This is a genomic window from Aquimarina sp. KJ22-3 (assembly GCF_055808215.1).
Map to the genome: position 1 here is coordinate 1,071,212 of NZ_CM147859.1, position 26,392 is coordinate 1,097,603.

General features: G+C 36.0%; 24 protein-coding genes, 1 pseudogene and 1 riboswitch. Of the genes and pseudogenes, 16 read left to right on the forward strand and 9 right to left on the reverse strand.

What is annotated here, in order from left to right; genetic code table 11:
* Window positions 1-108 precede the first annotated feature (108 nt).
* Window positions 109-1,908 (reverse strand): T9SS type A sorting domain-containing protein, encoded by a 1,800-nt coding sequence (locus tag AC0L3Q_RS04530; RefSeq protein WP_473285501.1) that lies wholly within the window; start codon window positions 1,906-1,908, stop codon window positions 109-111.
* Window positions 1,909-2,267: 359 nt separating this feature from the next.
* Between AC0L3Q_RS04530 and AC0L3Q_RS04535 the strand changes: the two are divergent.
* A pseudogene (locus AC0L3Q_RS04535) lies at window positions 2,268-3,333 on the forward strand (3-deoxy-D-manno-octulosonic acid transferase).
* On the opposite strand, the gene AC0L3Q_RS04540 reads toward AC0L3Q_RS04535, so the two are convergent.
* Window positions 3,323-3,979, reverse strand: coding sequence for a DUF2461 domain-containing protein (locus AC0L3Q_RS04540; RefSeq protein WP_473285502.1), 657 nt, complete (start codon window positions 3,977-3,979; stop codon window positions 3,323-3,325). The pseudogene AC0L3Q_RS04535 and the gene AC0L3Q_RS04540 overlap by 11 nt on opposite strands.
* A gap of 23 nt (window positions 3,980-4,002) precedes the next feature.
* Window positions 4,003-4,617 (reverse strand): deoxynucleoside kinase, encoded by a 615-nt coding sequence (locus AC0L3Q_RS04545; RefSeq protein ID WP_073315527.1) that lies wholly within the window; start codon window positions 4,615-4,617, stop codon window positions 4,003-4,005.
* A 242-nt stretch (window positions 4,618-4,859) separates the two neighbouring features.
* On the opposite strand from AC0L3Q_RS04545, the gene AC0L3Q_RS04550 reads away from it, so the two are divergent.
* Window positions 4,860-5,384, forward strand: coding sequence for a DUF302 domain-containing protein (locus tag AC0L3Q_RS04550; RefSeq protein ID WP_473285503.1), 525 nt, complete (start codon window positions 4,860-4,862; stop codon window positions 5,382-5,384).
* Here the strand turns inward: AC0L3Q_RS04550 and AC0L3Q_RS04555 are convergent.
* Entirely contained in the window at window positions 5,373-6,056 is a 684-nt protein-coding gene (locus AC0L3Q_RS04555; protein WP_473285504.1) for a response regulator transcription factor, read from the reverse strand. The two genes, AC0L3Q_RS04550 and AC0L3Q_RS04555, sit on opposite strands and share 12 nt — an antisense overlap.
* The gene (locus AC0L3Q_RS04560) at window positions 6,049-7,572 is read right to left on the reverse strand and encodes a sensor histidine kinase (protein WP_473285505.1); all 1,524 of its coding nucleotides are present in this window, start codon (window positions 7,570-7,572) and stop codon (window positions 6,049-6,051) included. Before AC0L3Q_RS04560 ends, AC0L3Q_RS04555 begins: the two co-directional genes overlap by 8 nt.
* Window positions 7,573-7,696: 124 nt before the next feature.
* Here AC0L3Q_RS04560 and AC0L3Q_RS04565 point away from each other — a divergent pair, with 124 nt between their 5' ends.
* The 5 genes from AC0L3Q_RS04565 (at window position 7,697) to AC0L3Q_RS04585 (ending at window position 13,438) form a co-directional block, all read left to right on the forward strand.
* Entirely contained in the window at window positions 7,697-8,065 is a 369-nt protein-coding gene (locus AC0L3Q_RS04565) for a hypothetical protein (RefSeq protein WP_473285506.1), read from the forward strand.
* The gene (locus AC0L3Q_RS04570) at window positions 8,041-8,511 is read left to right on the forward strand and encodes a GLPGLI family protein (protein ID WP_473285507.1); all 471 of its coding nucleotides are present in this window, start codon (window positions 8,041-8,043) and stop codon (window positions 8,509-8,511) included. The genes AC0L3Q_RS04565 and AC0L3Q_RS04570 overlap by 25 nt, the downstream gene beginning before the upstream one ends.
* A 20-nt stretch (window positions 8,512-8,531) precedes the next feature.
* The gene (locus AC0L3Q_RS04575; RefSeq protein ID WP_473285508.1) at window positions 8,532-9,698 is read left to right on the forward strand and encodes an aspartyl protease family protein; all 1,167 of its coding nucleotides are present in this window, start codon (window positions 8,532-8,534) and stop codon (window positions 9,696-9,698) included.
* An 84-nt stretch (window positions 9,699-9,782) separates the two neighbouring features.
* On the forward strand, window positions 9,783-10,661 hold the full coding sequence (locus AC0L3Q_RS04580) for a GLPGLI family protein (RefSeq protein ID WP_473285509.1): 879 nt from the start codon (window positions 9,783-9,785) through the stop codon (window positions 10,659-10,661).
* 53 nt (window positions 10,662-10,714) lie between these two features.
* On the forward strand, window positions 10,715-13,438 hold the full coding sequence (locus AC0L3Q_RS04585) for a carboxypeptidase-like regulatory domain-containing protein (RefSeq protein WP_473285510.1): 2,724 nt from the start codon (window positions 10,715-10,717) through the stop codon (window positions 13,436-13,438).
* Window positions 13,439-13,467: 29 nt separating this feature from the next.
* Here AC0L3Q_RS04585 and AC0L3Q_RS04590 read toward each other — a convergent pair whose 3' ends face one another.
* Window positions 13,468-13,809, reverse strand: coding sequence for a hypothetical protein (locus AC0L3Q_RS04590; protein ID WP_473285511.1), 342 nt, complete (start codon window positions 13,807-13,809; stop codon window positions 13,468-13,470).
* Between the two features lie 256 nt (window positions 13,810-14,065).
* Here AC0L3Q_RS04590 and AC0L3Q_RS04595 point away from each other — a divergent pair, with 256 nt between their 5' ends.
* Complete coding sequence (locus AC0L3Q_RS04595; RefSeq protein WP_473285512.1) at window positions 14,066-15,259, forward strand: heparan-alpha-glucosaminide N-acetyltransferase domain-containing protein; 1,194 nt, start codon at window positions 14,066-14,068, stop codon at window positions 15,257-15,259.
* A 61-nt stretch (window positions 15,260-15,320) separates the two neighbouring features.
* On the forward strand, window positions 15,321-15,743 hold the full coding sequence (locus AC0L3Q_RS04600; RefSeq protein ID WP_473285513.1) for a DoxX family protein: 423 nt from the start codon (window positions 15,321-15,323) through the stop codon (window positions 15,741-15,743).
* 72 nt (window positions 15,744-15,815) lie between these two features.
* On the opposite strand, the gene AC0L3Q_RS04605 is transcribed toward AC0L3Q_RS04600, so the two are convergent.
* The gene (locus AC0L3Q_RS04605; protein WP_473285514.1) at window positions 15,816-16,181 is read right to left on the reverse strand and encodes a hypothetical protein; all 366 of its coding nucleotides are present in this window, start codon (window positions 16,179-16,181) and stop codon (window positions 15,816-15,818) included.
* A 261-nt stretch (window positions 16,182-16,442) separates the two neighbouring features.
* A complete protein-coding gene (gene metK / locus AC0L3Q_RS04610) occupies window positions 16,443-17,699 on the reverse strand; it encodes a methionine adenosyltransferase (RefSeq protein WP_473285515.1) in 1,257 nt (418 codons plus the stop codon).
* 331 nt (window positions 17,700-18,030) lie between these two features.
* Window positions 18,031-18,137: riboswitch (SAM riboswitch) on the forward strand.
* A gap of 126 nt (window positions 18,138-18,263) precedes the next feature.
* Here metK and AC0L3Q_RS04615 point away from each other — a divergent pair.
* From AC0L3Q_RS04615 to AC0L3Q_RS04635, 5 genes are read left to right on the forward strand one after another with little or no spacing between them, the layout of a single operon-like run.
* Window positions 18,264-19,553, forward strand: a complete 1,290-nt coding sequence (locus AC0L3Q_RS04615) for an O-acetylhomoserine aminocarboxypropyltransferase/cysteine synthase family protein (RefSeq protein WP_473285516.1) — start codon at window positions 18,264-18,266, stop codon at window positions 19,551-19,553.
* A 19-nt stretch (window positions 19,554-19,572) separates the two neighbouring features.
* Entirely contained in the window at window positions 19,573-20,598 is a 1,026-nt protein-coding gene (locus AC0L3Q_RS04620) for an alpha/beta fold hydrolase (protein ID WP_473285517.1), read from the forward strand.
* Complete coding sequence (thrA, locus tag AC0L3Q_RS04625) at window positions 20,546-22,966, forward strand: bifunctional aspartate kinase/homoserine dehydrogenase I (protein ID WP_473285518.1); 2,421 nt, start codon at window positions 20,546-20,548, stop codon at window positions 22,964-22,966. Before AC0L3Q_RS04620 ends, thrA begins: the two co-directional genes overlap by 53 nt.
* Window positions 22,967-22,979: 13 nt before the next feature.
* Entirely contained in the window at window positions 22,980-23,405 is a 426-nt protein-coding gene (locus tag AC0L3Q_RS04630; RefSeq protein ID WP_473285519.1) for an OsmC family protein, read from the forward strand.
* Window positions 23,402-24,580, forward strand: a complete 1,179-nt coding sequence (locus tag AC0L3Q_RS04635; RefSeq protein ID WP_473285520.1) for a trans-sulfuration enzyme family protein — start codon at window positions 23,402-23,404, stop codon at window positions 24,578-24,580. The genes AC0L3Q_RS04630 and AC0L3Q_RS04635 overlap by 4 nt, the downstream gene beginning before the upstream one ends.
* A 61-nt stretch (window positions 24,581-24,641) precedes the next feature.
* On the opposite strand, the gene AC0L3Q_RS04640 is transcribed toward AC0L3Q_RS04635, so the two are convergent.
* Window positions 24,642-25,184, reverse strand: coding sequence for a lipocalin family protein (locus AC0L3Q_RS04640; protein WP_473285521.1), 543 nt, complete (start codon window positions 25,182-25,184; stop codon window positions 24,642-24,644).
* Between the two features lie 266 nt (window positions 25,185-25,450).
* Here AC0L3Q_RS04640 and AC0L3Q_RS04645 point away from each other — a divergent pair, with 266 nt between their 5' ends.
* Both AC0L3Q_RS04645 and AC0L3Q_RS04650 read left to right on the forward strand, forming a co-directional pair.
* Complete coding sequence (locus AC0L3Q_RS04645) at window positions 25,451-25,717, forward strand: DUF2061 domain-containing protein (protein WP_170864571.1); 267 nt, start codon at window positions 25,451-25,453, stop codon at window positions 25,715-25,717.
* Window positions 25,718-25,762: 45 nt separating this feature from the next.
* Window positions 25,763-26,389 carry a phosphoadenosine phosphosulfate reductase domain-containing protein gene (locus AC0L3Q_RS04650; RefSeq protein WP_473285522.1) on the forward strand — a complete coding sequence of 209 codons (627 nt, stop codon included), beginning with the start codon at window positions 25,763-25,765 and terminating at the stop codon, window positions 26,387-26,389.
* Window positions 26,390-26,392 lie beyond the last annotated feature (3 nt).

The window sequence follows — 26,392 nt, forward strand, 5'->3', positions numbered from 1 at the left end:
TATAGCCAATGTAAAAGTGGTTTTTGAATGTAGATGCGTAATACGCAAAATCAAAGCATCTTAACCAGATAAGTTCAAGATGCTTTGATAGAGGGTGATTGGTGCGTATTAATTGGTTTTGATGAACTTAATGGTTTTGAAGTTTTCGACTTTCAATAAATAAATTCCTGCATGTAAAGACTGCACTTGATTAGAAATGTCGTATCTGGAAATCTGCTCATTAGGTAATTCCCATGATTTGACTTCTTTTCCAGTAATGTCGTAGATAGTAATCTTTATAGATTGAGCCGTTACTGGGGTTTCTAGAACTAGAGAAGCTTCATTTTTAACCGCATTAGGTACTATTTGTAGTTCGTTTTTCTCGTTGATTACAAGGTTATCGACATTGGTGTTTATTACATTTTGAATATCGCCAACTACAAACCCGGAAATGATATTCCTTTTGAAATTGCCTTCGCTCTCTGCATGTAGAAATAGGCTATAGACACCATCTTCAAGAACGGAAGTGTCAAAATAGAAATGATCTTTCTCTTGGGTAAAAGTCACGATTTTTGGATCTCCATCGATTTGAATTCCCTGATCGGTAATTTTTTGGGTGATCACCGCGCGAACTTCGGTATTCTTTGGAGTGTGAAAATTCTTTTGATTTGAAAACAAACCTGCTTTTAAGAGGGATGCATTACCTGTTTTGATATTTTGAAACTCCAAGCGGATGCCATTATTTTGTTTGATAAATGCTGCAAAATTAGAGTTACTTTTTAGGGTTAACTCTCCATCTGTAACCGAGATAACCGTTTGATGATCCTGAGTTACATGTTTTGTGTAGTTCTTTATCTTTTTTGTCTGATCGTAAAGATCAAAAGAAGCTTTAGGGTTTTCATGTAAAATCTCTGCTACGGCATATTTAGAATCTTTGTCCAAGGTTATTTTATCATACTCATTTTGAGAATGAACAATATAGTAGTTACTTACTATTTTGGAGTTTTCTGCATTATTATTTGATTTAAAATTGCTGTGTAATGAAGGATTCTCTATATAGGATTTCACATAAGGCCAACTAAATTGACCCAGCCCTACATCCAGATGATCAAAAATAGCTCTCGAGTCATTTTTTCGGAAAACATATTCGGCTCCAGGACGTAGTGTACTGCTATACGGAGCAACCCCATCATTAGCACCTTGTACGGGTAATAAAATTCCTCCGGTAACCAGAAATGCAGCGGCAGCTATCGTAGATCCTTTATAAAATCCAGAAGCGCCTAGTATCACAAATTTTTCTGGATCATTATTGGGATGATTATCAAGTATCGGTCGTACCACATCTCTACAGTAATAGGTTGTAGAAGTTCGGGCTCCTTCGTTGAGTCCGGTAAGTCGCCATGCCCAATTCAACCATGGCATTTGAGAAATATCCGCAAGATAAGTACCCCAAAATGGTGTACCTAGTGCAAAGGCTCTGGTTACTTTCGAATTTTTTCCATACTGAAACATCGCTGCTTCAGAAGCTTTCCCTCCATTACTGTGCCCAACCAGATAGACTTCAGAAACGTTGTATTTGTTGGTGACAATATCGATAGATTCGGCTAGTAATTCTCCATTTACCCAAATACCTCCACCTCTTGTGGTAGCTACAAAAACAGCTTGATATCCTTCGTTGTAGGTATCTCTATAAAATGAATTGTCAAAAAGAAATTGCCCTTGGTTAAGGTCAATATATCCGTGGTTAAAAACGATCACTTTTCCGTTATAGTTTGGTGGAGTCGCTCCGTAATGAATAGTTGACTTTACCAAAGGACCTATAAACAAAGGGCTCAATTTGTCTGGAGTGGGGAGTTGTACTTCTAAAAAATTTTGTGAGAAAAGAATAGCGCATGAGAATAACGCAATGAAAGTAATTTTTAATTTCATGGTTTAAGAGTTTGTGTTAAGGTTAATGTTAAATTAATTAATTTTTAACTAAAAAGGTATGATAATATTAATTTTTGTTTCAATAAAATGAAATATTGATAATTTGGATGTAAGTTGTTCTTTTTGAATTTTTGGTACCGTATTCTAGTAAAGAGCTGTATTTTTGCTATTCATAAAAATAGAAGTCATTGCATATTATATATAACATCTTTGTTGGAATTTTCAATTTCATACTACCTGTTTTGGGAGGGTTTGGCTCCAAATTGAAGTTATTTGTCAACGGAAGACGTTCGGTTTTCGAGATTTTAAAGGAGAAGATATCAAGTGATGGTGACATTATTTGGTTTCATTGTGCCTCTTTGGGAGAATATGAACAAGGAGTTCCTGTAATGGAAGCGTTAAAGGCCAAATTTCCGGACACGAAATTGTTGGTTACTTTTTTCTCCTTCAGGTTATGAAATAAAAAAGAACAGCAAGCTTGCTGATATCATTGTATACTTGCCTATAGATACGAAAAGGAATGCTAAGAAATTCATCCAACTGGTTAATCCCAAACTGGCTGTTTTTGTAAAGTATGAATTTTGGCCTAATTATCTTAAAACACTTCGGGTGAACGATATCCCAACAGTATTTATATCTACTACATTTAGAGAAGATCAGGCCTTTTTTAAGTGGTATGGAGGTTTTATGAGAAATGCCTTGAAGGGAATCGATCATTTTTTTGTTCAAGATGCAACTTCTCAAGCACTGATTGAAGGGTTGGGGTATACCAATGTATCTCTAAGTGGGGATACCCGATTTGATCGGGTGAGTCATCAGATAGAGATGGACAATCATGTGGATTTTATTTCAGAATTCGTAAATGATCGTACGTGTATCGTGATGGGTAGCTCCTGGCCTGAAGATGAAGAGGTGTTTTTGGATTTTGTAAATAATGCTCCGAAAGAGGTTTGTTTTATTATAGCTCCACATGAAATTAAAAATAGCAACGTCAATCCTTTGGTACAGAAAATAGAAAAAAACACTGTTGTATATTCTGAAAAAGAAGGCGTTATCCTTGCAGATCAACAAGTCTTTGTGATGAATACAATTGGGTATTTGTCCAGGGTGTATAGTTATGGGGATATTGCCTATGTAGGTGGAGCTATGGGAAATACAGGATTGCATAACATTCTAGAACCTGCCACTTTTGGTATTCCCATTATCATTGGAAAAAACTTTGAGAAGTTTAGAGAAGCCAAACAACTTCAGAAATTGGCGGGATTATTTTCTGTATCAAGTACAGAAGAGTTTAATAGCATAATGACTAAGCTTGTCGAAGACAAAAAGTTCAGAGAAAAAACAGGTATGATTGCAGGACACTTTATTAATAGTAACACCGGTGCTACCGCAATGATCGTAGATTATTTGGATACTAAACTGTAACTGCCTCGCGCAAATACCTTCTAAAAGGAAGCATTTCTTTATAAACGGCAATCACATAATCCGTAAAATCAGGCGCCAGTATCTGTTCTTGTTTTAAGTCATGAATCACAGCAAAGGTTCTATAGCGCAACAAATGGATATGTTCATGATCCTTACTGTAGCCTTTTGGTGCTGATTTCAACATATCATCTTCGGCATATAAACCTCCAAAGGTGTCCTTAAAACTTTTTTTGTTAATGATTTTCACGAGTTCTTCCCCGTTATAATCAATGCCTTCTCGGATACTCTGCAGTAATTTGTTGTCTGGCCTCCAGTAGCCTCCTGCGAGTACTCCTTTTTTGATGCCTATTTCAATATAAAAATCTCCTTGCTTGGTTTTTTGATCCAATCCAGCTCCAAAGTGATCTTTGTATACAGGTTTATTGGGATGAAAGAGGAGGTTGTTGTTAATTCGATTGATTCCTTTTTTACCTGGTGTTGGATAATACTCTGGATCTATATTAGCTAATTTGTTATCCAGGTCATCGAGCCAGGAAACAAAATCATTTCGGATAGCCTGATAGTGTTTTCTATTCGCATCCATCCACTCCTTGTGATTGTTGTGCTGTAGTTCTTCAAGAAATTGAAATAAAGCCTGAAAGTCCATGGTCTAGAAAGTGTAGTTACTCTTTAAAATAAACCATTCAACTCAGCATCAATTCGATTGATGATACTACCAAGATCTTCAGGGTTATCTACAAAATTGAGATGATCCACATCTACGATAAGCAAGTTACCTTTGTCATAATCATGTGCCCAAGCTTCATAGCGCTCATTAAGTCTACTTAGATAATCAATGCTGATGGTGTTTTCGTATTCTCTTCCTCTTTTATGGATCTGTGCAACAAGATTAGGAATACTACTTCTTAAGTAAATAAGTAGGTCAGGACCTTCTACCACTGCTTCCATAAGATCAAATAGCGATTTATAGTTTTCAAAATCTCTATTGGTCATTAGTCCCATGGCATGCAAGTTGGGAGCAAAAATGTAAGCATCCTCGTAGATGGTTCTATCCTGTATGATATCTTTCCCGCTTTCTCGGATATCCAAAATTTGTCTGAAACGGCTATTCAAAAAGTAAATCTGAAGATTGAACGACCATCGTTCCATTTTGTTATAGAAGTCTTCCAAGTATGGATTTTCTAATACATCTTCATAATGCGCCTCCCATTTATAATGTTTAGCAAGTAATCGGGTCAATGTGGTTTTTCCGGCACCGATGTTTCCAGCTATTGCTATATGCATATTAGATAATTTTTGTTGGGGAAACGGTTAATCTTTGTTCTGGCGTAAATATAATAGATTTTATGAGTAAGATAAAAGGGATATAATAAAGAATTTGTACTGGATTATTATTTAGAAATATTTTTACAAAACTTGATAAAAGAAGGCTTTCATAAAAATCTGCTATTCTTTATCATCTTTATAATAGGATTAACAATCTGTCTTCTATTTTGCAGTATCTTTAGATAAAAAGTAATTTTGTTATGAAGTTTGTAAAATATTATTTCCTCCCCTTCTTTTTTATGTTGATAGCTTGTAATCAAGTGCCGAATGAAACGTCTAAGGAAGCACAAACAACAACAGAACAACAAATGGAAATACAAGCACAACAAGGTGTAATTACCAAAAAAAGCAATAAGAGTTTTGAAGAGACTTATGCATCATTAAAAGATATCATTACTAATAATCCCAATTTGAAAATCATTGCCGAGCTGGATCATCAAAAAAATGCAGCTTCTGTTGATTTAGAATTAAGGCCTACACGTATCATTTTGTTTGGTAATCCAAGATTAGGAACTCCACTTATGCAAACTTCACAAACTACTGGGTTAGATTTGCCACAAAAGATTTTGGTATGGCAAGATGAAGAGGGCACGGTGAATGTATCTTACAACGATCCAAAGTATTTACAAAACCGTCATGATATTACAGACAAGGATGAGGTACTGACTAAGGTTACCGGTGCTTTAGATAAAATTACGAATATGGCAACAGGCTTAGCAAATTAGCTTGTACCCATATCCGCGAACATTAAGGATCTGGATCGATTCGTCCTTTTTTAGTTTTTTACGGAGTTTGGTGATAAATACATCCATACTTCTTCCATTGAAAAAGTCATCGTCTCCCCATAACTTTTTAAGGATTAAGGAACGATCCAGAACTTGATTTTTGTTTTTAATAAGATGAAAAAGAAGATGGGCTTCTCTATGTGTTAGAAGAGACGGTTCCTCTTCTTTAAATTGCAATTGTTGCTTAGGGAAATTAAAGGTATATGCTCCTACACTAATAATTTCGGCTTTCTTTTGAATTCGAGTTCTCTGCAGCAGGTTATTGATCCTCACAATCAATTCTTCCATACTAAAAGGCTTCTTCAGGTAATCATTTCCTCCAATGGTAAATCCTTCTACCACATCTTGTGTCTGTGATTTTGCCGTCAAGAAAATAATAGGAATCGTTTCGTCTTCCTCTCTAATTTCTTTAGCCAAAGTAAAACCATCCTTTTTGGGCATCATCACATCTAAAACCAAAAGTTTGGGATCAATGCTTTTGTAGAGTTCGAAAGCTTCTTTTCCGTCTTTTGCCAAATGAACCTGAAAGTTTCTCGTTTCCAAACTTTCTTTGATAATCAAACCTAATGAAGGTTCATCTTCTGCCAATAGTATATCGATAATTTCAGCCATTTGGTAAGTTGATTTTAAAATTGGTTTGGTTATTATCTAGGGATAACTGTATGGTTCCACCATGTTTTTCGATAATGGTTTTGGTATAAAATAATCCAATGCCAAACCCTTTTACATCATGGGTATTTCCTTTGGGAACACGATAGAACTTATCAAAAATCTTTTCCTTATGGATTTTGGATAATGAAGTCCCATCATCTATAACCTCTATGGTAAGGTTATTTTTTGCTTTTTTTACAGCAACATGTATCTGGTTTCCTCCATACTTAATTGCGTTGTCTATGATATTGTTGATCGCATTTTCAAAATGAAAAACATCGATGTTTACCATAGTTTTTTCAGTATTGGTGTCAAATGTAATTGTTTTCTCTTCTGAAATCGTCGCCATATTTTTCTCCACTGCGTTTTTAAGAATGGTTATCAAATCCATTTCCTCCAACTTAAGCTGCAATTCTTCACTATCCAGAGTTGCTGTTTCCAGTATTTTTTCAACCATGGTATTTAATCGCCCTAGTTGATTAGAGGACATTTCGACATATTTTTTGGTTTTCTCAGGATCGTTATTGGTATTAAAATTCTGAATAGCCTCAAGCGCAGCACTAATGGTGGCAATGGGAGTTTTAAATTCGTGTGTAATATTGCTTATTAAATCATTTTTGAGTTCTGCCAATTGCTTTTGTTGGTTGATGATACGTAAAAGAAATAATAAACATCCAATTACGCTAGCTACCAAAACAAAAGATAGTAAGATACCTCCAAGGTTTTTCTTAAATATGGTTAATCGCTCATTGGTGAAAAACAATTCTAATGAGCTGAGTCGACGCAAGAAAGAAGATTTTGATTTGGTTTGTAAAACGGCAGTTTTAATAATGTTTTCGTCAATTTCGGTTTTCTCTCCAAAAGGATTTGTAAACCGTAAACCATAATCTATGTTGATGTTTTTTCGATGTAATTCTTTTTGAACCAACTCATTAATTTTTCCCAATTTTAACGAATCTTGCGTAATAGAAACAATTGCTTTTGAAGCTAAACCGCTAATAACCTTTATGATACTATCCTGATTTTGAGGTATAGAGTCTTCCTGACGTTGCGTAAGGTGTAAAAGGATATCTTTTTGTTGTTGTACGACTTGATCTTTGGTTAAGTCAGGTCCCTTTACAATATGTATACTCTGCATATTAGAGTCTTTTACGATAGAGATTTTGGTGTCCTTATTAATTTTGAAAGAATCAATTCTTTTAAAGCTGCTATGAGCGATAAAGTCTTTATCCATTTTATGAAGATTTCTCACGGTTCTTCCAATCATGGTATCATGCATAATAAAAACTGCATTTTCTTTGGCTAGTTCGGTAAAATATTCATCTACCGCGTTATCCAGGCTAATTTGAACTTCGTTGATCAATTGCTGTTTGGATGCTTGATAATTCTTATAGTTCCAATACACTTGAATACCAAGTGTAATTAGGATAACACTTGTGATAAAGTAAAGAATGATTTTGTAGTTTCTTTTTCTCATACTTCAAATGTAATACACTCTTTGGGGATTCAACGAATCGGTTAACACTCGTTAACACTGCTTAACGCAAGGAATGAAGCTCAATACTGATCTTTGTTGCAGAAATAATCATAAAAATATAATTATGTTACGACTTATAGTTTTACTAGTGCTTTTTGTAATAAAGAGTGTGTCCGCTCAGGATTTTCAAGGGGTTGCTACCTATAGTTCAGATCGAAAAATGGACATTCAATTAGATAGTACACGTGTAAATTCTGAAATGCAAAATCAGATACAAGAAATGATGCGTAAGCAATTTCAAAAAGAGTATACCTTACGATTTAATACTAATGAATCGGTATACAAGGAAGAACAAACCTTAAACCCAACCGCTTCAACTCCCGGAGTACGGATAATGGTGGCAGGATCTCAAAGCTCAGATATCTTGTATAAGAATAGTAAAGAAAAAAGTATGCGGCAAAAAGAGAAATGTTTGGAAAAGCTTTTTTGGTAAAAGATGCCCTTACTTCTTATGATTGGAAACTTGAGGATGAAACCAAAAAAATAGGAAATTATACCTGTTACAAAGCCACTGCCACAAGAACCGTACAGACACAACGAAGTGTTAGTATTAATAGTGAAGAGAATACATCCGAGCCCAAAACAGAAGAAGTAACCATAGTGGCGTGGTACACTCCTGAGATCCCTGTGAATAGTGGTCCTTCTACTTATTGGGGTTTGCCAGGGTTAATTATGGAGGTAAGTGACGGGAATGCTCGTATATTGTGTAATAAAATAGTATTAAACCCAAAGAAAAAAATAGCAATTAGCGCTCCCGAAAAAGGCAAAATAGTTACCGAAGACAAGTTCGAAGAAATCATGGAGAAGAAAATAAAGGAAATGCAAGATCGAGTGCCAAGAGGAGGGGAGAATAGTTTTCAAATTAGAGTGCGCGGATAATCATCAAAAATCAATCAAAAATGAACAGGTTTTTTCTAATCATCATATTATGTTTTGGGTCTTTGTTACAGGCTCAAGTGGCAACAATACCTTTTGAAGACAAGGAGTTGGTTTTTATTAAGGTTAAAGTGAATCAGCATCAGGAGCCCTTGCATTTTGTTTTTGATACAGGTGCATCTACAGCGGTTTTGGACAGTGAGGTCGCAAAAAGATTAGGGATTCAATCTAATTATTCTCAGAATACTCGAGGAGCTAACGGGTCTGAAGTATATCAAATCGCAACAGGTCAATCGATAACCATAGAAAACATCAAATTTCAGAATGTGAATTTGGTATTGGTAGATTTAAAAGAACTTGCTCAGCGTACAGGAACCCGACTAGAGGGGATTATTGGGTATGATGTCTTGAAAAAGTTTGTTACGCAAATGGATTTTGAGACGCATACGATCAAATTATACACCTCTTCAAAGGAAATCCCTGATCGCAATACGTATCAAGAATTACCATTACAGTTCAAAAGAGGACCTATACCACAAATAGAAGTAGATTTTGTATTGAAAGATGGATCGACAGAGAGCGGGAGTTTTCTTTTTGATAGTGGAGCTAATCTTACGGTTGCATTTAATACACCTTTTGCCAAGAAAAACAATATTAAAAGTAGAACGGGTAAAACAATTACTGCCAAAGCCAGAGGGCTTACCAAAACATCCACGTTTACCATAGGAGCTGCTCAAAAACTGAGTATTGCCAATAATGATTTTTTGGATTTGCCAATCGACATTTCAGAAACAAAGACAGGAGTATCTGGATCAAGTGCCTATGATGGTATTTTGGGGGCAAAAATTATCAACCGCTTCAATATGATATTGGATTATCAAGACAAGATATGGTATTTCAAACCCAATGCTACATTCAAAAAACCATTTTATTTTCCGATGAGTGGTATTAGTATCAAACGGGTAGGGAATCAGATAATCATTGGGCATGTAATCGAAAATAGTGAAGCATATAGATTAGGAATTAGAGAAGGAGATGAGTTATTGGCAATCAATGAGTATACTGGTAAAGATTTGAGCATTTGGCGAAATCATCTTAGAAAAGATCAGGAAAAGGTGACATTAAAAGTCAAAAAGAAAAGGTCAGAAGAAGTAGAACAGGTGACGATTTTACTGAAACGATTATTGTAGTATTTAGTTTTATGAATTAATTAACTTTTTTGAATTAAACCTGTTTTGGTTTTAAGGGTCATAGAACTTTAAAATCTACTCACAATGAAAACAAGCATACTCTATTTAGGTGTTTTATTGATCTCTACCCTTACCTCGGCACAGCAATTTCAAGGAAAAGCGTATTATTTCAGTAAAACTAAAGTGGATCTCAATTTTGGTAACCGTCAGTTGTCCGAAGATCAAAAGAAAATGATAGGAGAAAGAATGAAATCAGCCTCAGAGCGCATTTTTGTGCTTACGTTCAATAAAGAAGCTTCCTTGTATACCGAAGAAGAAAAGCTGGAAACCACAGTTGGAGCAGAACCAGGAGGTGGTAGATTCCGGGCAATGATGTCTGGATTTACTTCGGATAACTATTATAAAAATAATGGGGAAGGAATATACCATGACCAGCGGGAATTTTATGGTAAGAATTTTTTGATTGTAGATTCATTACAACCGATAGATTGGGTATTGAAAAATGAAACCAAAAAAATTGGAAACTATACTTGTTTTAAAGCGGTAACCACCAAGAAGGTAGAGGAAATCATGGATTGGCGAAGTATAAGAAGAAAGGCCAGGCAAATGAGAGAAAAATCAGAAGGGGCAAAGGTTGACAATGCTATGCCTGATCGAAAAAAACCGCCCAAAGAAATTGAAATTGTTGCCTGGTATACTCCCGAAATACCAATTAGTACTGGTCCGGGGAGCTATTGGGGATTGCCAGGGTTGATATTGGAAGTACAAGAAGGACGTACCGTTCTTTTGTGTAATAAAATTGTACTAAGCAACAATGAAATGGAGCCTATCAAAAGACCTAAAAAAGGAAAAGAACTCTCTCAAGAAGCATATAATGCGATCACCCAAAAAAAGGTCGAAGAAATGATTGATCAGTTTAGCACGCAAAGAGGAGGAAATTTCGGAAGAAGAGGGAGAAATTAAATTATTTATCGCTTACAAAAAGAAAATCTAGCATGTTTAAAAATACAATGTTTATGCTATTCCTTTTAGGAATAACACTGGTAACTAATGCCCAAAAAGTACAAATTACCGGTGTGGTAAAGGATTCTGTTGGTAATCCATTAGAAATGGCAAATGTAATCGCCTATAAAAAAGACACCAATGTGATGATTGCTTACGGGATCACCAACGACAAAGGGGTTTATAAAGTCAATGTGCCTCAAAACGATACGTATCTTTTAAGAGTCAGTTTTATTGGGTTTTCTTCAGAAGCAAAATCATTTACCGTATCTGAACAAGATGTTTCTATTGATTTTGAAATGAAACCTGACGAAAACAGCCTGGATGAGGTAGAACTGGTGTATGAAATGCCTGTTGTAGTAAAAGGGGATACCTTGGTCTATAATGCGGACTCTTTTACTACGGGAACTGAAAAAAAACTAGGGGATGTCTTAGAAAAACTCCCAGGAGTTGAGGTAAATGAAGATGGGGAAATAGAGGTCGAAGGAAAAACGGTTTCAAAGGTAATGGTAGAAGGAAAGGATTTCTTTGATGGGGATTCAAAATTGGCAACCAAAAATATACCAGCAGATGCTTTGGATAAAGTTGAGGTGCTCAGGAATTATGAGGATGTAAGTCAAATGAGAGGGTTAAGAAATTCTGACGATCAGATCGCAATTAATATCAAATTGAAGGAAGGAAAGAAGAATTTTTGGTTCGGGGATGTACAAGCTGGATCAGGAGTAGGAGAGACCGAGCGATACATTGTGAAGCCCAAATTGTTCTATTACAGTCCCAAATACAGTATCAATATTATTACCGATTTTAATGATATTGGAGAGGTCCCTTTTACAAGAAGAGATTATTTTAATTTTACAGGAGGTTTTAGAAATCTGGGTAGAGGAGGAACTACATTTACCGTTTCCTCAGATGATTTGGCCTTTGCTACATTACAGGATAACAGAGCCAATGATATCAATACCAAATTTGGAGCAGCAAATTTTAATCTTACTGCTAGCAAAACATTGGATATTAGTGGATATGGTATTGTGAGCGATACAGAAACTGATTTTGTGACCAATACCAGAAGAGTATATATTGATGATACCCCAGATCCGACAGATAATGTGGTAGAAGAAACTTTTGATAATACTACTCAAGAAAACAAATTGGGATTGCTAAAGCTAAGCGCTGTATATAAACCCGATGCAAATTTCAGATTGGATTATGATATGTTCGGAAAGCTTTCTAGTCAAGAGGAAGTAGGGGATTTTTTATCAGTACGATCCGATGTTTCAGAAAATATAGAGGAGCAATTAGAAAACACTCCTTTTTCGATACAGCAAAATGTAAATGCGTACTACACGCTTAACGAGAAGAATATATTCTCTCTAGAGGCCCAGCATTTATATCAGGATGAAGATCCTTTTTATAACGCTATACGGGATGAAATTCCTTTCAGAGGAGTTTTTACAGAAATTAATGATCCAACAGATCCATCATTGGATACATTTGATCCCCTTCAGGAGGCAGACCGCTACAGTATAAACCAAGATAAACAGGTGGTTACTAGTAAATTTGATGCCAAACTAGACTATTATTATGTGTTAAATAAAAAAAGCAATCTTAATTTTACATTGGGATCTATTGCTAGTACACAAAATTTTGATTCCAGTATCTTTCAGGTGTTAGACAACGAGGATACGGTTACTTTTGGTGATGAGGATTTTAATAATGATGTAACCTATAACTTCACAGATATTTTTGCCAGCATGCATTATAAATTTATTACTGGGATATTCACCTTCAATCCTGGGGTTAGCTTGCATAATTATAGACTTAAGGATGAACAACTAGGTACAACATTAGAACAGGACGAATGGTTGGTGTTGCCTGATTTTTTTGCACTGGCTCAATTCAAGAAAAGTGAAAGTTTACGATTTAATTACTCAATTACGGCAGAATATACGGATGTAAATCGATTAGCAGAAGGGTTTGTGTTTAATAATTACAACTCTTTGTTCAGAGGAAATAGAAATTTGGACAATGCATTGTACGACAATTTTTCTTTGAACTATTTTAGTTTTAATATGTTTAATTACACCAATGTTTTTGCTCGGATTAGCTACAGCAATCGACGTAACCCTATCAAAAACAATAGTGTTTTTTCAGGGATTAATCGTGTAGAAACTCCTGTGAATTCCAATTTAGCGGATCAGGTTTTCAATGCTGTTGGAAACTTTAGTAGAAGTTTTGGTAAAATAAAAGGAACACTAAGTGCTCGTGTAGGATGGTCCAGTTTTAATAATGTAGTCAATACATTGCCTAGTGAAAGTATAAGTTTGACTCAGAATTATAGTACAGAATGGTCTACCAACTTCAAAAAAGGTCCAAATTTTGACCTTGGATACAGCATTACCGTTAATGATTATGATAATAATGGAGCGCAAAGTACATTTTATACCAGCCGACCATTTGCGAGATTAGATTGGTCTTTTGCAAAAGGCTTCTTACTAAAGTCCTCCTATAGTTACTATAACTACAGAGATACACAAACCACACTTAACGAATATAGCTTTTGGGATGCAGATTTGTTTTACCAAAAACCAGATAGCAAATGGGAGTATAAGTTTTCGGTTACCAACCTTTTGGATATCGATAGTATCAATAGAGATAGTTTTAATGAATTGTTCAATAGTACCTCTAGTTATATGGTACAGCCAAGGTATTGGATTCTGAGTATAAAATACAATCTGTGATAGTTATAGAAGTTGCAGCGATAGCTAGGTTATTGCTGCAGTTTTACTTTTATAGGTCCTCCGCTCGACACGGGATATCCTCCTATTTCTTCAAGGTTAATCGGAAGCTCGTCTTGCGTACTTATGTCATTGATATCCACTCTTAGCTTATCATAGGTGTCGATGTTTTTAATATTGACATCAATTTCATCAGCACTGCTTAATCGAACAGTAATTGATCCATCTTCGTTAATAGGAATAATCCCATATGCGCTATTTGTACTTGTGTTGGCATATGCTTTTGGAATAATTTCGATATCCCGAACAACAATAATGACAAGACTAATTGCAATAACGGTTAGTAAAAATTTGGTGTAGCTGTCTATTTTCATGATGGTTTATTTTTATGTTGATAATGCTTCAATAAGAATGCCAAACTACTTCATTTAAAGTATTAGATATAGTTGATTTTTTTGGTCGATTTTTCGGCAACCTTCAATAATAAAAGGACTTAGGAGGAAAACAAGTCTTTTTATAAAGTACTAACTATCAATATTTAAACCAATTTATTTAGTTACATTTGCCATTTTTTTAACAATAATATAACTCGAAACACGTTTTCGGGGTAACTAACCAAAACCAATATTTATGAACAAGCCAGCCGGGCGGTTGCATTTTCTAGATGCAATCCGTGCTTTTGCTATACTTATGATGCTACAAGGACATTTTGTTCATGCATTACTAGAGGATGTGTATCGAGATAGAGACAATCTTGCATATACTATTTGGGAGTATATGAGAGGGATGACAGCACCTACTTTTTTTACGATTACAGGATTTATTTTTACCTATTTGTTAATCAAACAAAAGACCTCGGGATTAGAAAACCCAAGAGTTATAAAAGGAGTAAAGAGAGCAGTAAAAGTTATTTTTTGGGGATATCTATTACGTCTTAGTTTGTTTGCTCTTGCAGAGGGAACGCTTAATCCTTCTTTCTTTTATGTAGATGTTTTGCAGTGCATAGGAACTTCACTATTGTTACTTATTGGAGTGTATTTGATTTCGTGCAGAACCAATCAATACGCGTTCAAATATGGCGTATTAGGTATTGGGATAATAGTTTTTCTTTTGCAACCTATTTATAATACTTGCGTGTTGGCCTATTTGCCAGATACCATAGCCAACTACTTCACCAATAAAAATGGATCTGTTTTTACCTTATTTCCTTGGTTTGGATACGTTTGTTTTGGAAGTTTTATCGCTACAATGTTTTTAAAGTACAAAGACCATAAGATGTTCTATGTTTACGGTATTCTGATTTCTTTGTGCTTAGGAGTTTTTCTGATGTATTATTCTTCAGCAGTATTAATGGATATATATCACTTTACCAAAATAGGAGTTTTTAAGGCAGTAGCTTACAATAATTTCTTGTTTATCCGATTGGGTAATGTATTCGTTCTTTTTTCGGTGTTTATGTTACTGAGAAATTACCTGCAACATCCATTGATTAATAAAATTGGAGGTAAAACACTTTCTATTTATATCATTCATTTTTTTGTGCTCTACGGAAGCTGGTTTGGATTAGGTTTGAGTCGCTTTTTCTATCATGATTTATCTCCTGTAGAAGCTGTTATTGGAGCTTTGTTGTTTATGATTGGTATTTGTGCATTGGTGTTGAATTATTATCGATACGAAGACGATATCAAAACCAAGCTATATCCTTTGTGGGAGCAAGCATATGCCAAAGTAACCGCTAATACCTATTCCTTAGATCTAATTTCTGTAATTAAAAGTAATCTGGTAAGAACGGTTCGTTTTTTTAAGCATGCTTTAAAAGGATAAACGCTTTTTTATTGGTCTAAAAATCAGTATCTTATACTAGTCTAATCAATACTGTTTTGTTATGCCAACAATAAAGTCATTAAATAAATGGGCAAATGCTCATTCGTATTATTCGATAGACCTATTAAGAATTGCGCTTGGGGTGTTTTTATTCATCAAAGGAATAAACTTCATCAGTAACGGTCAAATTCTTGTTGATTTAATTAAACCGGTTCAAAATCTTGCTGGTTCAATGATTGTTATTCACTATGTTGCTCCTGCTCATTTAATAGGAGGGGTTTTGATCGCATTTGGGTTATTAACAAGATGGTCTGTAACGGCTCAACTTCCTCTTTTGATAGGAGCGGTACTGATCAACTTTTTGGGAGAAATGAATCCTGCAAATCTTGTAGTAGCAAGTGTAATATTGTTATTGTGTGTTTTCTTTATGTTTTACGGTTCAGGAAAACATTCGGTAGATTATTATCTAAAAATGCAACAATAGCATTAAAAACATATAGCATAAAAAAAGCCGCTAACGAAGCGGCCTTTTTTTATGTAATTTGTATTTGTTTCTCTACCATCCTGAGAGCTGCGATTCACGTCTGGGATGGATAGGTATGTCAAGAAAAATAGTATCCATCACTTTGGTCGTATGAATGCTATTTTGTTCTCCTAAAATTTTCTTTTTGTTTTTCTGAATTTCCTTTTTAATTTTTTTCCATTCTCTTCTGCTAAAAAACTGTTTGTCCTTTTCGGTAATATTTTCAACCGGTGTAGTCAGTAATAATCTATCTACAGCAACTTGATCTGTGCTATATTCTTCATCCTGAAGTTGATTATCGATAGTTTTAACCGAGGTTAAATCGTTTTTATACTCCTGGCCAAATGTAGTGCCAAGTAGAAAACAAAAAGCGATCATTAAAAATGCTTTTAATTTCATTTCCCTGAATTTTAATTAGTAGTGCGTTTAATTTGTAAACCTATTCCACGTTTATAAAACACTTCAAAAGCTATTTGCCCTGGTATTAGTGTAATAAACTTTTATAAATACATAAGTTATTTCCCCCGAAATAGTAACCTTATGTATCTATCCATTAACGCAGTAAAAGTAGTAATATTACATGAGTTTTATCTGCGGAAAAACCACAATTTTTTTGCAATAAGGTGTTAAATCGATAAAGCGCTATAAAGGTCCGGTGAACTAGATATTAAAAGCCTCTTTTACGGCCTCTACATAGTCTAATTTCTCCCAAGTGAACAATTCAACTTCTCGTTCAACATTACCAGAATATGGGCTGTTGAATACCTTTGTAACTGTTGTAGGTTCTTTACCCATATGTCCATAAGCAGCAGTCTCCTGATAGATAGGGTTACGCAACTTAAGACGACTTTCGATAGCTGCTGGACGCATATCAAAAATTTGACCTACTTTCTCGGCTATTTCACCATCAGTAAGTGCTAAATTACTCGTGCCGTAAGTGTCTACAAAAATTGAGGTTGGTTCTACTACACCGATAGCATATGATACCTGAACCAAAACTTCTTTGGCCACTCCTGCGGCTACTAGATTCTTAGCAATATGCCGTGATGCGTAGGCTGCAGATCGGTCAACTTTACTAGGATCTTTTCCAGAGAAAGCACCACCACCATGGGCACCTTTACCTCCGTAAGTATCTACAATAATTTTTCTTCCCGTAAGACCAGTATCTCCATGAGGTCCACCGATTACAAATTTACCGGTAGGGTTGATATGATATACGATATCATCGTTGAATAATTTTTGAATATGCTCCGGAAACTGAGCAATAACTCTTGGGATCAAAATGGATACGATGTCCTTTTTAATTTTGGATAACATTACATCATCATCATTGTCAAAATCATCATGTTGAGTAGACACAACAATAGCGACAATACGTTGCGGGACATTGTCATCGCTATACTCTATAGTTACCTGACTTTTAGAGTCAGGGCGTAAGTAAGGAATTTCGTTCCCTTCTCTCCTTAGTTTTGCAAGTTCGATCAGAATTTTGTGAGATATGTCAAGAGCCAACGGCATATAATTCGCAGTTTCTTTAGAAGCATATCCAAACATCATTCCTTGGTCTCCAGCTCCTTGCTCTTCTTTTGTTTCTCTGTCAACTCCTTGGTTGATGTCTTCAGACTGCTCGTGAATAAGTGAAATTACTCCACAAGAATCTCCACTAAATTGATAGGCACCTTTGGTGTATCCTATTCTGTTAATGACATCTCTGGCAATTTGTTGTACATCGAGATAGGTATTGGATTTTACTTCTCCGGCCAAAACTACCTGACCTGTAGTTACCAGAGTTTCGCAAGCTACTTTTGATTCTGGATCAAAAGCCAAAAAGTTGTCTAATAAAGCGTCACTTATTTGATCAGCTACTTTATCTGGATGTCCTTCAGATACACTCTCTGAGGTAAATAAATATGCCATTCTTTGTTGTTTTGTATGTTTTAGATACTTCAGACGAAACTATCGTGATAAACTTTCGATTATCAGGTGAGTTTGTTGTATTGGTAAGGTGTTTTTGCAACCTAGCAAACAAGTCTATGTGCTTGTAATTAACACAATCTATTTCCAAAAATATCTCGGCAAAGGTAAAAAAAATGACAATATGCAAAAGTATTTAACGAATCATTAATTCTTCTGCAATGTGTAACATTCAATGATTGAATATTTTCAAAATTCATAATTTTTTTGGAGATCATATTGCAGTTCCAAAATAATTACTAGCTTTGTTGCGAAGTTTCTTATACATTTTAGTAAGTTATTAAGAAAGGTGGAGGGAATAGACCCGATGAAACCTTAGCAACCCTTTAACTATTAAAGAAGGTGCTAAATTCTATCCTGAGATTCAGGAAAAGATAACTCGATGTAATTACCATTTTAGGTAATTCTAATATCCTTTCTTTTTAATTTTCTATATCTACTCAATAGTGTTTGAGTGTTTGATGTATTTGAATTTTAAATCAACGTTAAAATTTAAAGTAGAAAATTATGAGCACACAAAAATTTGCAACAGAAGCTTTACATGCAGGTCATGATGTAACTGTGAATGGTGGAACAAGAGCAGTTCCTATTTATCAAACGACCTCGTATGTATTTAACAATGCAGATCATGCAGCTAATTTGTTTAACCTTTCCGAGCCGGGATTCATTTACACTCGATTAAATAATCCCACCAATGATATTTTGGAGCAACGCTTGGCAGCCTTAGAAGGGGGTATTGCATCCGTCGTTACCGCTTCAGGAACTGCGGCCATCAATACTACGTTGTTGACTTTGTTGAAAGCAGGGGATCATATTGTGGCGTCCAGCAGTTTGTATGGAGGGACCTACAATTTATTGAATGTTACGCTACCTAGGTTTGGAATTACTACGACTTTTGTGGATCCGTCTGATGCCAAAAATTTCAAGGATGCAGTGCAAGAAAATACTCGAGTGTTTTTTGTGGAGTCTTTGGGGAATCCAAAGTTGGATGTGTTGGATCTGAAATCGATTTCAACAGAAGCGAAGGCATACAAAGTACCTTTGATTGTGGATAATACAGTAGCTACGCCTGCTTTGCTGAACCCAATAGAGCACGGTGCCAATATTGTAATTCATTCTTTAACCAAATACATAAGCGGTAACGGTACCTCTTTGGGAGGGGTGATTATTGATGCAGGTACTTTTGATTGGTCAAGCGGAAAGTTTCCAGAATTTACAGAACCTTCTCCAGGTTATCACGGACTGGTATATCATGAGGCATTGGGTGCAGCTGCGTTTATTGCCAAAGTGAGAATTGAAGGATTAAGAGATCACGGGGCTGCACTTAGCCCATTTAATGCATTTCAAATTCTTCAAGGGCTGGAAACACTAGAAATTAGAATTAAAAAGCATAGCGAAAATGCTTTAGCCCTGGCGCAATGGTTACAAGAACAAGACGAAGTGACCTGGGTACGATATCCAGGCTTACAAGATGATGAGTACCATGCTTTAGCAAAAGAATATCTTCCTAAAGGACAAAGTGGAATTATCACTTTTGGAGTAAAAGGCGGGTTCGATTCTGCAAAAACTGTGGCAAACGAAACTAAAATCTTTTCGTTACTGGCGAATATCGGAGATTCTAAATCATTGATCATTCACCCGGCTAGTACAACACACCAGCAACTTACGGATGAGCAACAACAGTCCACAGGAGTAACCCAGGATTTGATTCGATTATCTGTAGGATTAGAGGATATCGAAGATCTTAAGACAGATTTGCAAGTTGCTTTTTCTAAAGTAAGAGAGACGATACAATAACTTAATAGAATACGTTTGCATGCTGCAAAAAATAGACATCTCAAATTTTACAACAGTAAAAGGGAAACATATTGATCATATTCCTCTGACCTATGAGGTTTTCGGGAAACCGATTCATCAAGCTCCTGTAGTACTGGTTAATCATGCGTTAACGGGTAACTCTACAATATGCGGAGATGGCGGATGGTGGAATGGCCTCATTGGTGCAGGAAAATGTATCGATACCAATAGATATACTGTGATTTCATTTAATATTCCGGGAAACGGATATGATGGAGTAGCTGAGAATTTGATTGATGACTATAGGTTGTTTAACGCAAGAGATATTGCTGTTCTTTTTGCAGAAGGGTTAGAGGCATTAGCTATTCATGAACTATATGCTGTGATAGGTGGTTCTGTAGGAGGAGGTATTGCTTGGGAATTAGCGGCGTTAAAGCCTGATTTGATTAAAAATTTAATCCCTGTAGCTACCGATTGGAAATCTACAGATTGGCTAAAAGCCAATTGCTTGGTGCAAGAGCAAATATTACTTAATTCTAGTAATCCAGTTCATGATGCCAGACTTCATGCGATGCTGATATATAGATCACCAGAATCCTTTAAGCAAAAGTTCGATAGGACCTATAATGAAGACAAAGACATGTTTAATATAGAAAGTTGGCTATTACATCATGGAGAGAAATTGAAGCACCGCTTTACCCTTTCGGCCTACAAAGAGTTGAATTATATCCTAGCAAATATCGACATCACAGCATCAAGAGGAAGTTTTCTTGAGGTAGCTGGTAAAATTTCATCCAATATTCATCTGGTGAGTGTTAATTCTGATGTCTTTTTTACCGCAGCCGAAGATGTAGCTACCTACAACGAATTGAAGAAAGTGAAAAAAAATATTAGTCATAGTATCATTGACTCCGTACATGGTCATGATGCATTTTTGATTGAGTTTGAACAAATGAACGAATTGTTGAAAGAGATTTTTAAAGAAAAGAAAAATGAAAGTTCTAAAATTTGGAGGAAAATCGTTAGCCAACGGAAAAGGAATTGAAACCGTGGTTACCATTATAGAAGATAAAGTCAAACAAGGAGAAAAGATCACCGTTGTTTTATCTGCTAGAGGAAATACAACCAACGAGCTGGAAAAAATATTAGAAAAAGCCAGAAAAAATGAAAGTTACAAGGCACAGTTAGAAGCTTTCAAGAAATATCAGTTGGCAGATTTTGAAAATGTTCAGTTTGAGAATGAATTTAATACGCTGGATAAACTTTTTGAAGGAGTTTCGCTATTAGGTGATTATAGCAAACGGGTAAAAGATCAGGTGTTGTCTCAAGGAGAAGTGATTTCAGCAAAACTGGTTACTCAACTACTTAAGGCAAAAAATATCAATGCAAATTTTACCGATAGTAGAGAGTTGATTGTCACCGACGAACAGTTTGGAGATGCACAGCCCCTGGATCGATTGTCGAAAGAAAATATTTTGGCCCATTTTGAAAAATACAATGGGAGTACAGTTAATGTGGTTACGGGTTTTATTGCGTCGAATACAAAAAAGGAAACCACTACTTTGGGAAGGAACGGGAGTAACTATACGGCCTCATTGTTGGCAAATTACCTCGAGGCCGAAGAGTTGCAAAACTTTACCCATGTCAATGGAATTTATACGGCTAATCCCGACCTGGTTCCGGAAGCGCAGAAAATAGAAAAATTGTCTTTTGCCCAGGCCAACGAATTAGCTAATTTTGGAGCTAATATCTTGCATGCCAAGACCATTATTCCCTTACTAGAAAAAAACATCCCGTTACGTATTTTAAATACTTTCGATCACGGTAACAAGGGGACTTTAATTACTTCAGAAGAAAGTGAAAAAGGAATAAAATCTTTGTCTGTTCTTGATAATGTAGCTTTAATTCATTTGGAAGGTAGAGGGCTACTGGGTAAAGTAGGAATCGATGCTAGAATATTCAGAACTCTGGCACAAAGAAATATTAGTGTAAGTATTATTTCTCAAGGATCTTCAGAAAGAGGGATCGGCTTTGTGGTTCAGGCGGATCAAGCTAATGAAGCCAAATTTATTCTGGAAGAAGAGTTTGAAGCTGATTTTTACAAACGAGATGTAAGCGCCATTACTATAGAAGATCAAGTTGCCGTAATTTCGATCATAGGTCAGGATTTGAGTACTTTTCATAAGCCTTATAATGCGTTGATCAAAAACCAGGTGATTCCGTTACTGTTTAACAATACGGTTTCAGGAAAAAATGTAAGTCTTGTAGTCAAAAAAGAGCAGTTACATAAGGCGCTTAATGTGATTCATGGGGAGATTTTTGAAATTTCAAAGAAGGTAAATATTGCCATATTTGGACACGGTTTGGTAGGAGGAACTTTAATTGATCAGATCTTGCAATCTGCCAAGCAAATCGAAAACCGGAAACATATCAAGTTGAATGTTTTTGCAGTGGCCAACTCCAAAAAGATACTACTAAAACGAAATGGCATCTATGCTGGATGGAAGCAAGAAATTAAAGATAGTGGAGAACCATATACGATTCAAGATGTGATTGATTTTGCAAAGCAACATCATCTCGAAAACTTAATAGCTATCGATAATACGGCTAGCCAAAGCTTTGTGTCTAACTATATTGAATTGATCGATCACGGTTTTGATTTGGTGTCCTCTAATAAAGTAGCAAACACATTGGAGTTTGATTTTTATAAAGATTTACGAGCAAAGCTTAAAGAAAATCAAAAGCAATACCTGTATGAAACCAATGTGGGGGCAGGACTGCCACTAATCGACACTATAAAACTGTTGCATTTGTCTGGTGAGAATATTACCAGAATCAAAGGGGTGTTTTCTGGATCATTAAGTTATTTGTTCAACACCTTTTCTGTAGAGGATAGGCCATTTAGTGAAGTATTACAAGAGGCAATTGATAGTGGATATACAGAACCAGATCCTAGAGAAGATTTGTGCGGTAATGATGTGGGGAGGAAGCTGTTGATTCTTGCTCGAGAATTGGATTTGAGCAATGAATTTGATGATGTGCAAATCCATAATTTAATTCCGGAAAATCTGAGAGAAGGAGAGGCTAGTGATTTTTTAAATCGAATTGCTGAGTTGGATGAGGAATATCAAAAAGTTAAAGAAGCGCAAAAGCCGGGTTGTGTATTGAGATATATTGGTGATCTTTGGGGGGATCTCTCTCAGGAAAAGGGGAATTTGGATGTGAAACTGGTTTCGGTTCCGGCAACTAGTGCGTTAGGACAAGTAAAAGGTTCCGACTCCATATTCGAGATTTATACCGAATCCTATGGAGATCAGCCGATCGTTATTCAGGGTGCCGGTGCCGGTGCAGCGGTTACCGCCCGAGGTGTATTTGGCGATATACTTCGATTGGCCGAAAAAGGAAATCATTAAAAAAATTAAACAAATGAAAATACAGTTAAAAAGAATAGATAACGATTATCACTTCGAATTAAAAAACGAAAGAGGGCATGTTACCCATATCGATAGTAAAGCAGCAGTTGGAGGGCATGACCTGGCTCCAAGCCCAATGGAATACGTATTGATGGGAGTAGCAGGGTGCAGTGCCATAGATGTGATTTCTATTCTGAAAAAACAAAGACAAGAGATCACAGATTATAGAGCAGAGGTAGATGGAACACGCGTAGAAATTGATGGAGCAAAGCCTTTTAAAGAAATCGATGTTACTGTGTATCTAGAAGGAGATATTGCTCCAGAAAAAGCAAAGCGAGCAGCGCAATTGTCATTCGAAAAGTACTGCTCTGTATCAAAAACCCTGGAGCCTACGGCAACCATCAATTACAAGGTGGTTGTAAATAATAAAGAAGTATGAGCAAAAACAGCCAACATTTTGAAACACAAGCGGTAAGAACGCAAACGGAAAAAACACAATTTTTGGAGCATTCGACTCCCATGTATTTGACCTCAGGGTTTACTTTTGAAGATTCTGAAGAAATGAGAGCTTCTTTTGCCGAAGAGAAAGAAAGAAATCTGTATAGCCGTTTTAGCAATCCAAATACTTCAGAGTTTGTGGATAAAATTTGCAAAATGGAAGGAGCAGAAGATGGTTATGCTTTTGCAACAGGAATGGCAGCGGTTTTTTCCACTTTTGCAGCTTTGCTAGATGCAGGGGATCACATTGTTTCTGCTAGATCAGTGTTTGGTTCTACCCACACTTTGTTTACCAAGTATTTTCCAAAATGGAATATAGAAACCAGTTATTTCAGAGTAGATGAGCTGGAAAAGGTAGAAGAGCTGATACAGTCTAATACAAAGATCATCTATGCAGAATCTCCTACCAATCCAGGAGTAGATGTTCTGGATTTGGAGGCTTTGGGTAAAATTGCAAAAAAACATAACCTGCTTTTGGTTATCGATAACTGTTTTGCTACACCCTACCTTCAAAATCCAATTACTTTTGGTGCTGACTTGGTGATCCATTCTGCTACCAAATTGATTGATGGGCAGGGGCGAGTTTTGGGTGGAGTTACCGTAGGTAAAAAAGAACTGATTCGGGAGATCTATCTATTTTCTCGAAATACGGGTCCGGCTTTGTCTCCATTTAATGCTTGGGTATTATCCAAAAGTTTGGAAACGTTGGCAGTTCGGGTAGAAAAGCATTGCGAAAATGCCCTGAAATTAGCACAATTCCTGGAGTCACATCCTAAAGTGAATTGGGTGAAGTATCCTTTTTTAAAATCTCATCCAAAGTATGATATTGCGAAAAAACAAATGAAGTTAGGAGGCAATATCGTAGCTTTTGAAGTTAAGGGAGGTGTACAAGGAGGAAAAACATTTTTTGATAGCATACAAATGTGTTCTTTGTCTGCTAATCTTGGAGATACAAGAACTATTGTTACCCACCCGGCATCAACAACGCACAGTAAATTGGCGCAGGAGGATAAGGCAGTGGTTGGAATAACGGACGGAATGGTTCGATGTTCTGTAGGACTGGAACATGTTGATGATATAATTGCCGATATAGAACAGGCTTTGGCTAGGATATAACAAAAAAGAGAGGCAGTTCATCATCTGCCTCTCTTGGCGTAAATGCTTTTTGTTACCTATACTATTGTTTGGTAAGCACAATAAATTGATCGCCGGTTACAGCAACAGTAAGGTTTTCTATAGTACGTTCTTCATCAATAACAATTTTTAAAGTCATAGACTGCTCTGTTAATGAAGTGATTTCGTAAGAAGTAGTTTCGTTTTGAACGGTAACAGTAAGTGTATTACCAGATACGGACCATTCTCCAGAACCTATAAATTCTGGAATATTTTGTTCTACTTCAATAGGATCTTGCGTAGGTATTGTAACACTAGCGACAAGTGTAAATCCTCCAGATCCTGTAACGGTGTTGGGTTCGTTTTCTGCAGTAGCTTCTGTGAAGGTAACTGTAGCGGTGTAATCTTTACCAGAAATACTGTAATCTCCACTTACCGGAACACCTTCAATAGTTGTTGAAGCTTTTCCATTTTCGGATCTGATCTCGGTCAAATTCCATTCTCCTGGGATTAGAGATTCGTTAATTTCAACTCTGTCATCATCGTCACCACATGAAACGAATAATGTCGAACCTGCTAAAAATAGTAATAAGGCTAATCTTTTCATCTTGCTTTTAGGTTTTTTTGAATTTATACATTCATAAACGCTTTGTTTACAGTCATATTGTTTATAAAAGTACTTAGGTTTTGTTAATATAACACCTAAGATTTAACATAAAAGATGGAGAAGGGTAATAATATTCATGAATTTATATAGGCTTTGTTAGTAATTTCATAAAAATCGACCAAGGGTATGTACTATGTAAAATTTTATATATACATTTGTTTTAAATCCTAGTATTCCGATAGGGTAATAGAATTAGCAAAAAAAGTATGATTGTTGATCAAATGATATTAGATAAAGTAGCTTCCAAGAAAACGACCTATGACAGCGATAGGACATCAGAAAAGCCTATTCGTAGTATAGCAAAAGCGATTAGCTGGAGAGTTATAGGAACATTGGATACGCTTGTGGTTTCTTACTTGTTGACTGGAGAAATCGTATTGGCTACCTCTATCGCATCTGTTGATTTTGTCACCAAAATGATTCTGTATTTCTTCCATGAAAGAATTTGGAATCGTATCAAATGGGGAAAATAATTGTGATTTTGAAAAAGAAATAAGGTCCTGAATCAAGACGATAAAATGAGCTTTACAGAAAAAGAAATTGAAAATTTAAATAAGGAGCTTAAGGAAAAGACTCCTTTAGAAATAGCACAATGGGCTGTTGCGCAAGCAAAAAAAGCTGTGGTAACTACTAATTTTAGACCTTACGAGGCGGCTATACTTAATGTTTGTGTTGAGGCGCAAAAAGATATGCCTGTGATTTGGTGTGATTCTGGGTACAATACTCCAAATACATACAGACATGCAGAGCAGGTAATTGAACAATTAGCGCTAAACGTCAAATTGTATGTACCTAAGCAAACTACTGCACATCGTGATGTTGTAATGGGTATACCTGATATCGATGATCCAAAGCACAAAGAATTTACCGAGCAAGTAAAATTAGAGCCTTTTGGAAGAGCAATGGCAGAACATGCTCCCGATGTATGGTTTACCAACTTGAGAAAGGGGCAAACAGCACTAAGAGATTCTCTTGATATTTTGAGTGTGGGGAAAGATGGAGTGCTAAAAGTAAGTCCTTTCTACTATTACAGTGATGCAGAATTAGATGTGTATTTAGAAGAAAACAATTTACCTAACGAATTTAAATATTTTGACCCAACCAAGGTGTTAGAGAACAGAGAGTGTGGGTTGCATACTAACTAATAA

Coding starts and splice junctions, on each gene's coding strand:
- metK (WP_473285515.1), bottom strand. CDS start 17,699: ATGGCATATTTATTTACCTCAGAGAGTGTATCTGAAGGACATCCAGAT.
- AC0L3Q_RS04560 (WP_473285505.1), bottom strand. CDS start 7,572: ATGAGAAAAAGAAACTACAAAATCATTCTTTACTTTATCACAAGTGTT.
- AC0L3Q_RS04565 (WP_473285506.1), top strand. CDS start 7,697: ATGTTACGACTTATAGTTTTACTAGTGCTTTTTGTAATAAAGAGTGTG.
- AC0L3Q_RS04620 (WP_473285517.1), top strand. CDS start 19,573: ATGCTGCAAAAAATAGACATCTCAAATTTTACAACAGTAAAAGGGAAA.
- AC0L3Q_RS04540 (WP_473285502.1), bottom strand. CDS start 3,979: ATGGACTTTCAGGCTTTATTTCAATTTCTTGAAGAACTACAGCACAAC.
- thrA (WP_473285518.1), top strand. CDS start 20,546: ATGAAAGTTCTAAAATTTGGAGGAAAATCGTTAGCCAACGGAAAAGGA.
- AC0L3Q_RS04595 (WP_473285512.1), top strand. CDS start 14,066: ATGAACAAGCCAGCCGGGCGGTTGCATTTTCTAGATGCAATCCGTGCT.
- AC0L3Q_RS04585 (WP_473285510.1), top strand. CDS start 10,715: ATGCTATTCCTTTTAGGAATAACACTGGTAACTAATGCCCAAAAAGTA.
- AC0L3Q_RS04545 (WP_073315527.1), bottom strand. CDS start 4,617: ATGCATATAGCAATAGCTGGAAACATCGGTGCCGGAAAAACCACATTG.
- AC0L3Q_RS04605 (WP_473285514.1), bottom strand. CDS start 16,181: ATGAAATTAAAAGCATTTTTAATGATCGCTTTTTGTTTTCTACTTGGC.
- AC0L3Q_RS04570 (WP_473285507.1), top strand. CDS start 8,041: ATGTTTGGAAAAGCTTTTTTGGTAAAAGATGCCCTTACTTCTTATGAT.
- AC0L3Q_RS04630 (WP_473285519.1), top strand. CDS start 22,980: ATGAAAATACAGTTAAAAAGAATAGATAACGATTATCACTTCGAATTA.
- AC0L3Q_RS04590 (WP_473285511.1), bottom strand. CDS start 13,809: ATGAAAATAGACAGCTACACCAAATTTTTACTAACCGTTATTGCAATT.
- AC0L3Q_RS04640 (WP_473285521.1), bottom strand. CDS start 25,184: ATGAAAAGATTAGCCTTATTACTATTTTTAGCAGGTTCGACATTATTC.
- AC0L3Q_RS04645 (WP_170864571.1), top strand. CDS start 25,451: ATGATTGTTGATCAAATGATATTAGATAAAGTAGCTTCCAAGAAAACG.
- AC0L3Q_RS04550 (WP_473285503.1), top strand. CDS start 4,860: ATGAAGTTTGTAAAATATTATTTCCTCCCCTTCTTTTTTATGTTGATA.
- AC0L3Q_RS04650 (WP_473285522.1), top strand. CDS start 25,763: ATGAGCTTTACAGAAAAAGAAATTGAAAATTTAAATAAGGAGCTTAAG.
- AC0L3Q_RS04575 (WP_473285508.1), top strand. CDS start 8,532: ATGAACAGGTTTTTTCTAATCATCATATTATGTTTTGGGTCTTTGTTA.
- AC0L3Q_RS04615 (WP_473285516.1), top strand. CDS start 18,264: ATGAGCACACAAAAATTTGCAACAGAAGCTTTACATGCAGGTCATGAT.
- AC0L3Q_RS04580 (WP_473285509.1), top strand. CDS start 9,783: ATGAAAACAAGCATACTCTATTTAGGTGTTTTATTGATCTCTACCCTT.
- AC0L3Q_RS04555 (WP_473285504.1), bottom strand. CDS start 6,056: ATGGCTGAAATTATCGATATACTATTGGCAGAAGATGAACCTTCATTA.
- AC0L3Q_RS04530 (WP_473285501.1), bottom strand. CDS start 1,908: ATGAAATTAAAAATTACTTTCATTGCGTTATTCTCATGCGCTATTCTT.
- AC0L3Q_RS04600 (WP_473285513.1), top strand. CDS start 15,321: ATGCCAACAATAAAGTCATTAAATAAATGGGCAAATGCTCATTCGTAT.
- AC0L3Q_RS04635 (WP_473285520.1), top strand. CDS start 23,402: ATGAGCAAAAACAGCCAACATTTTGAAACACAAGCGGTAAGAACGCAA.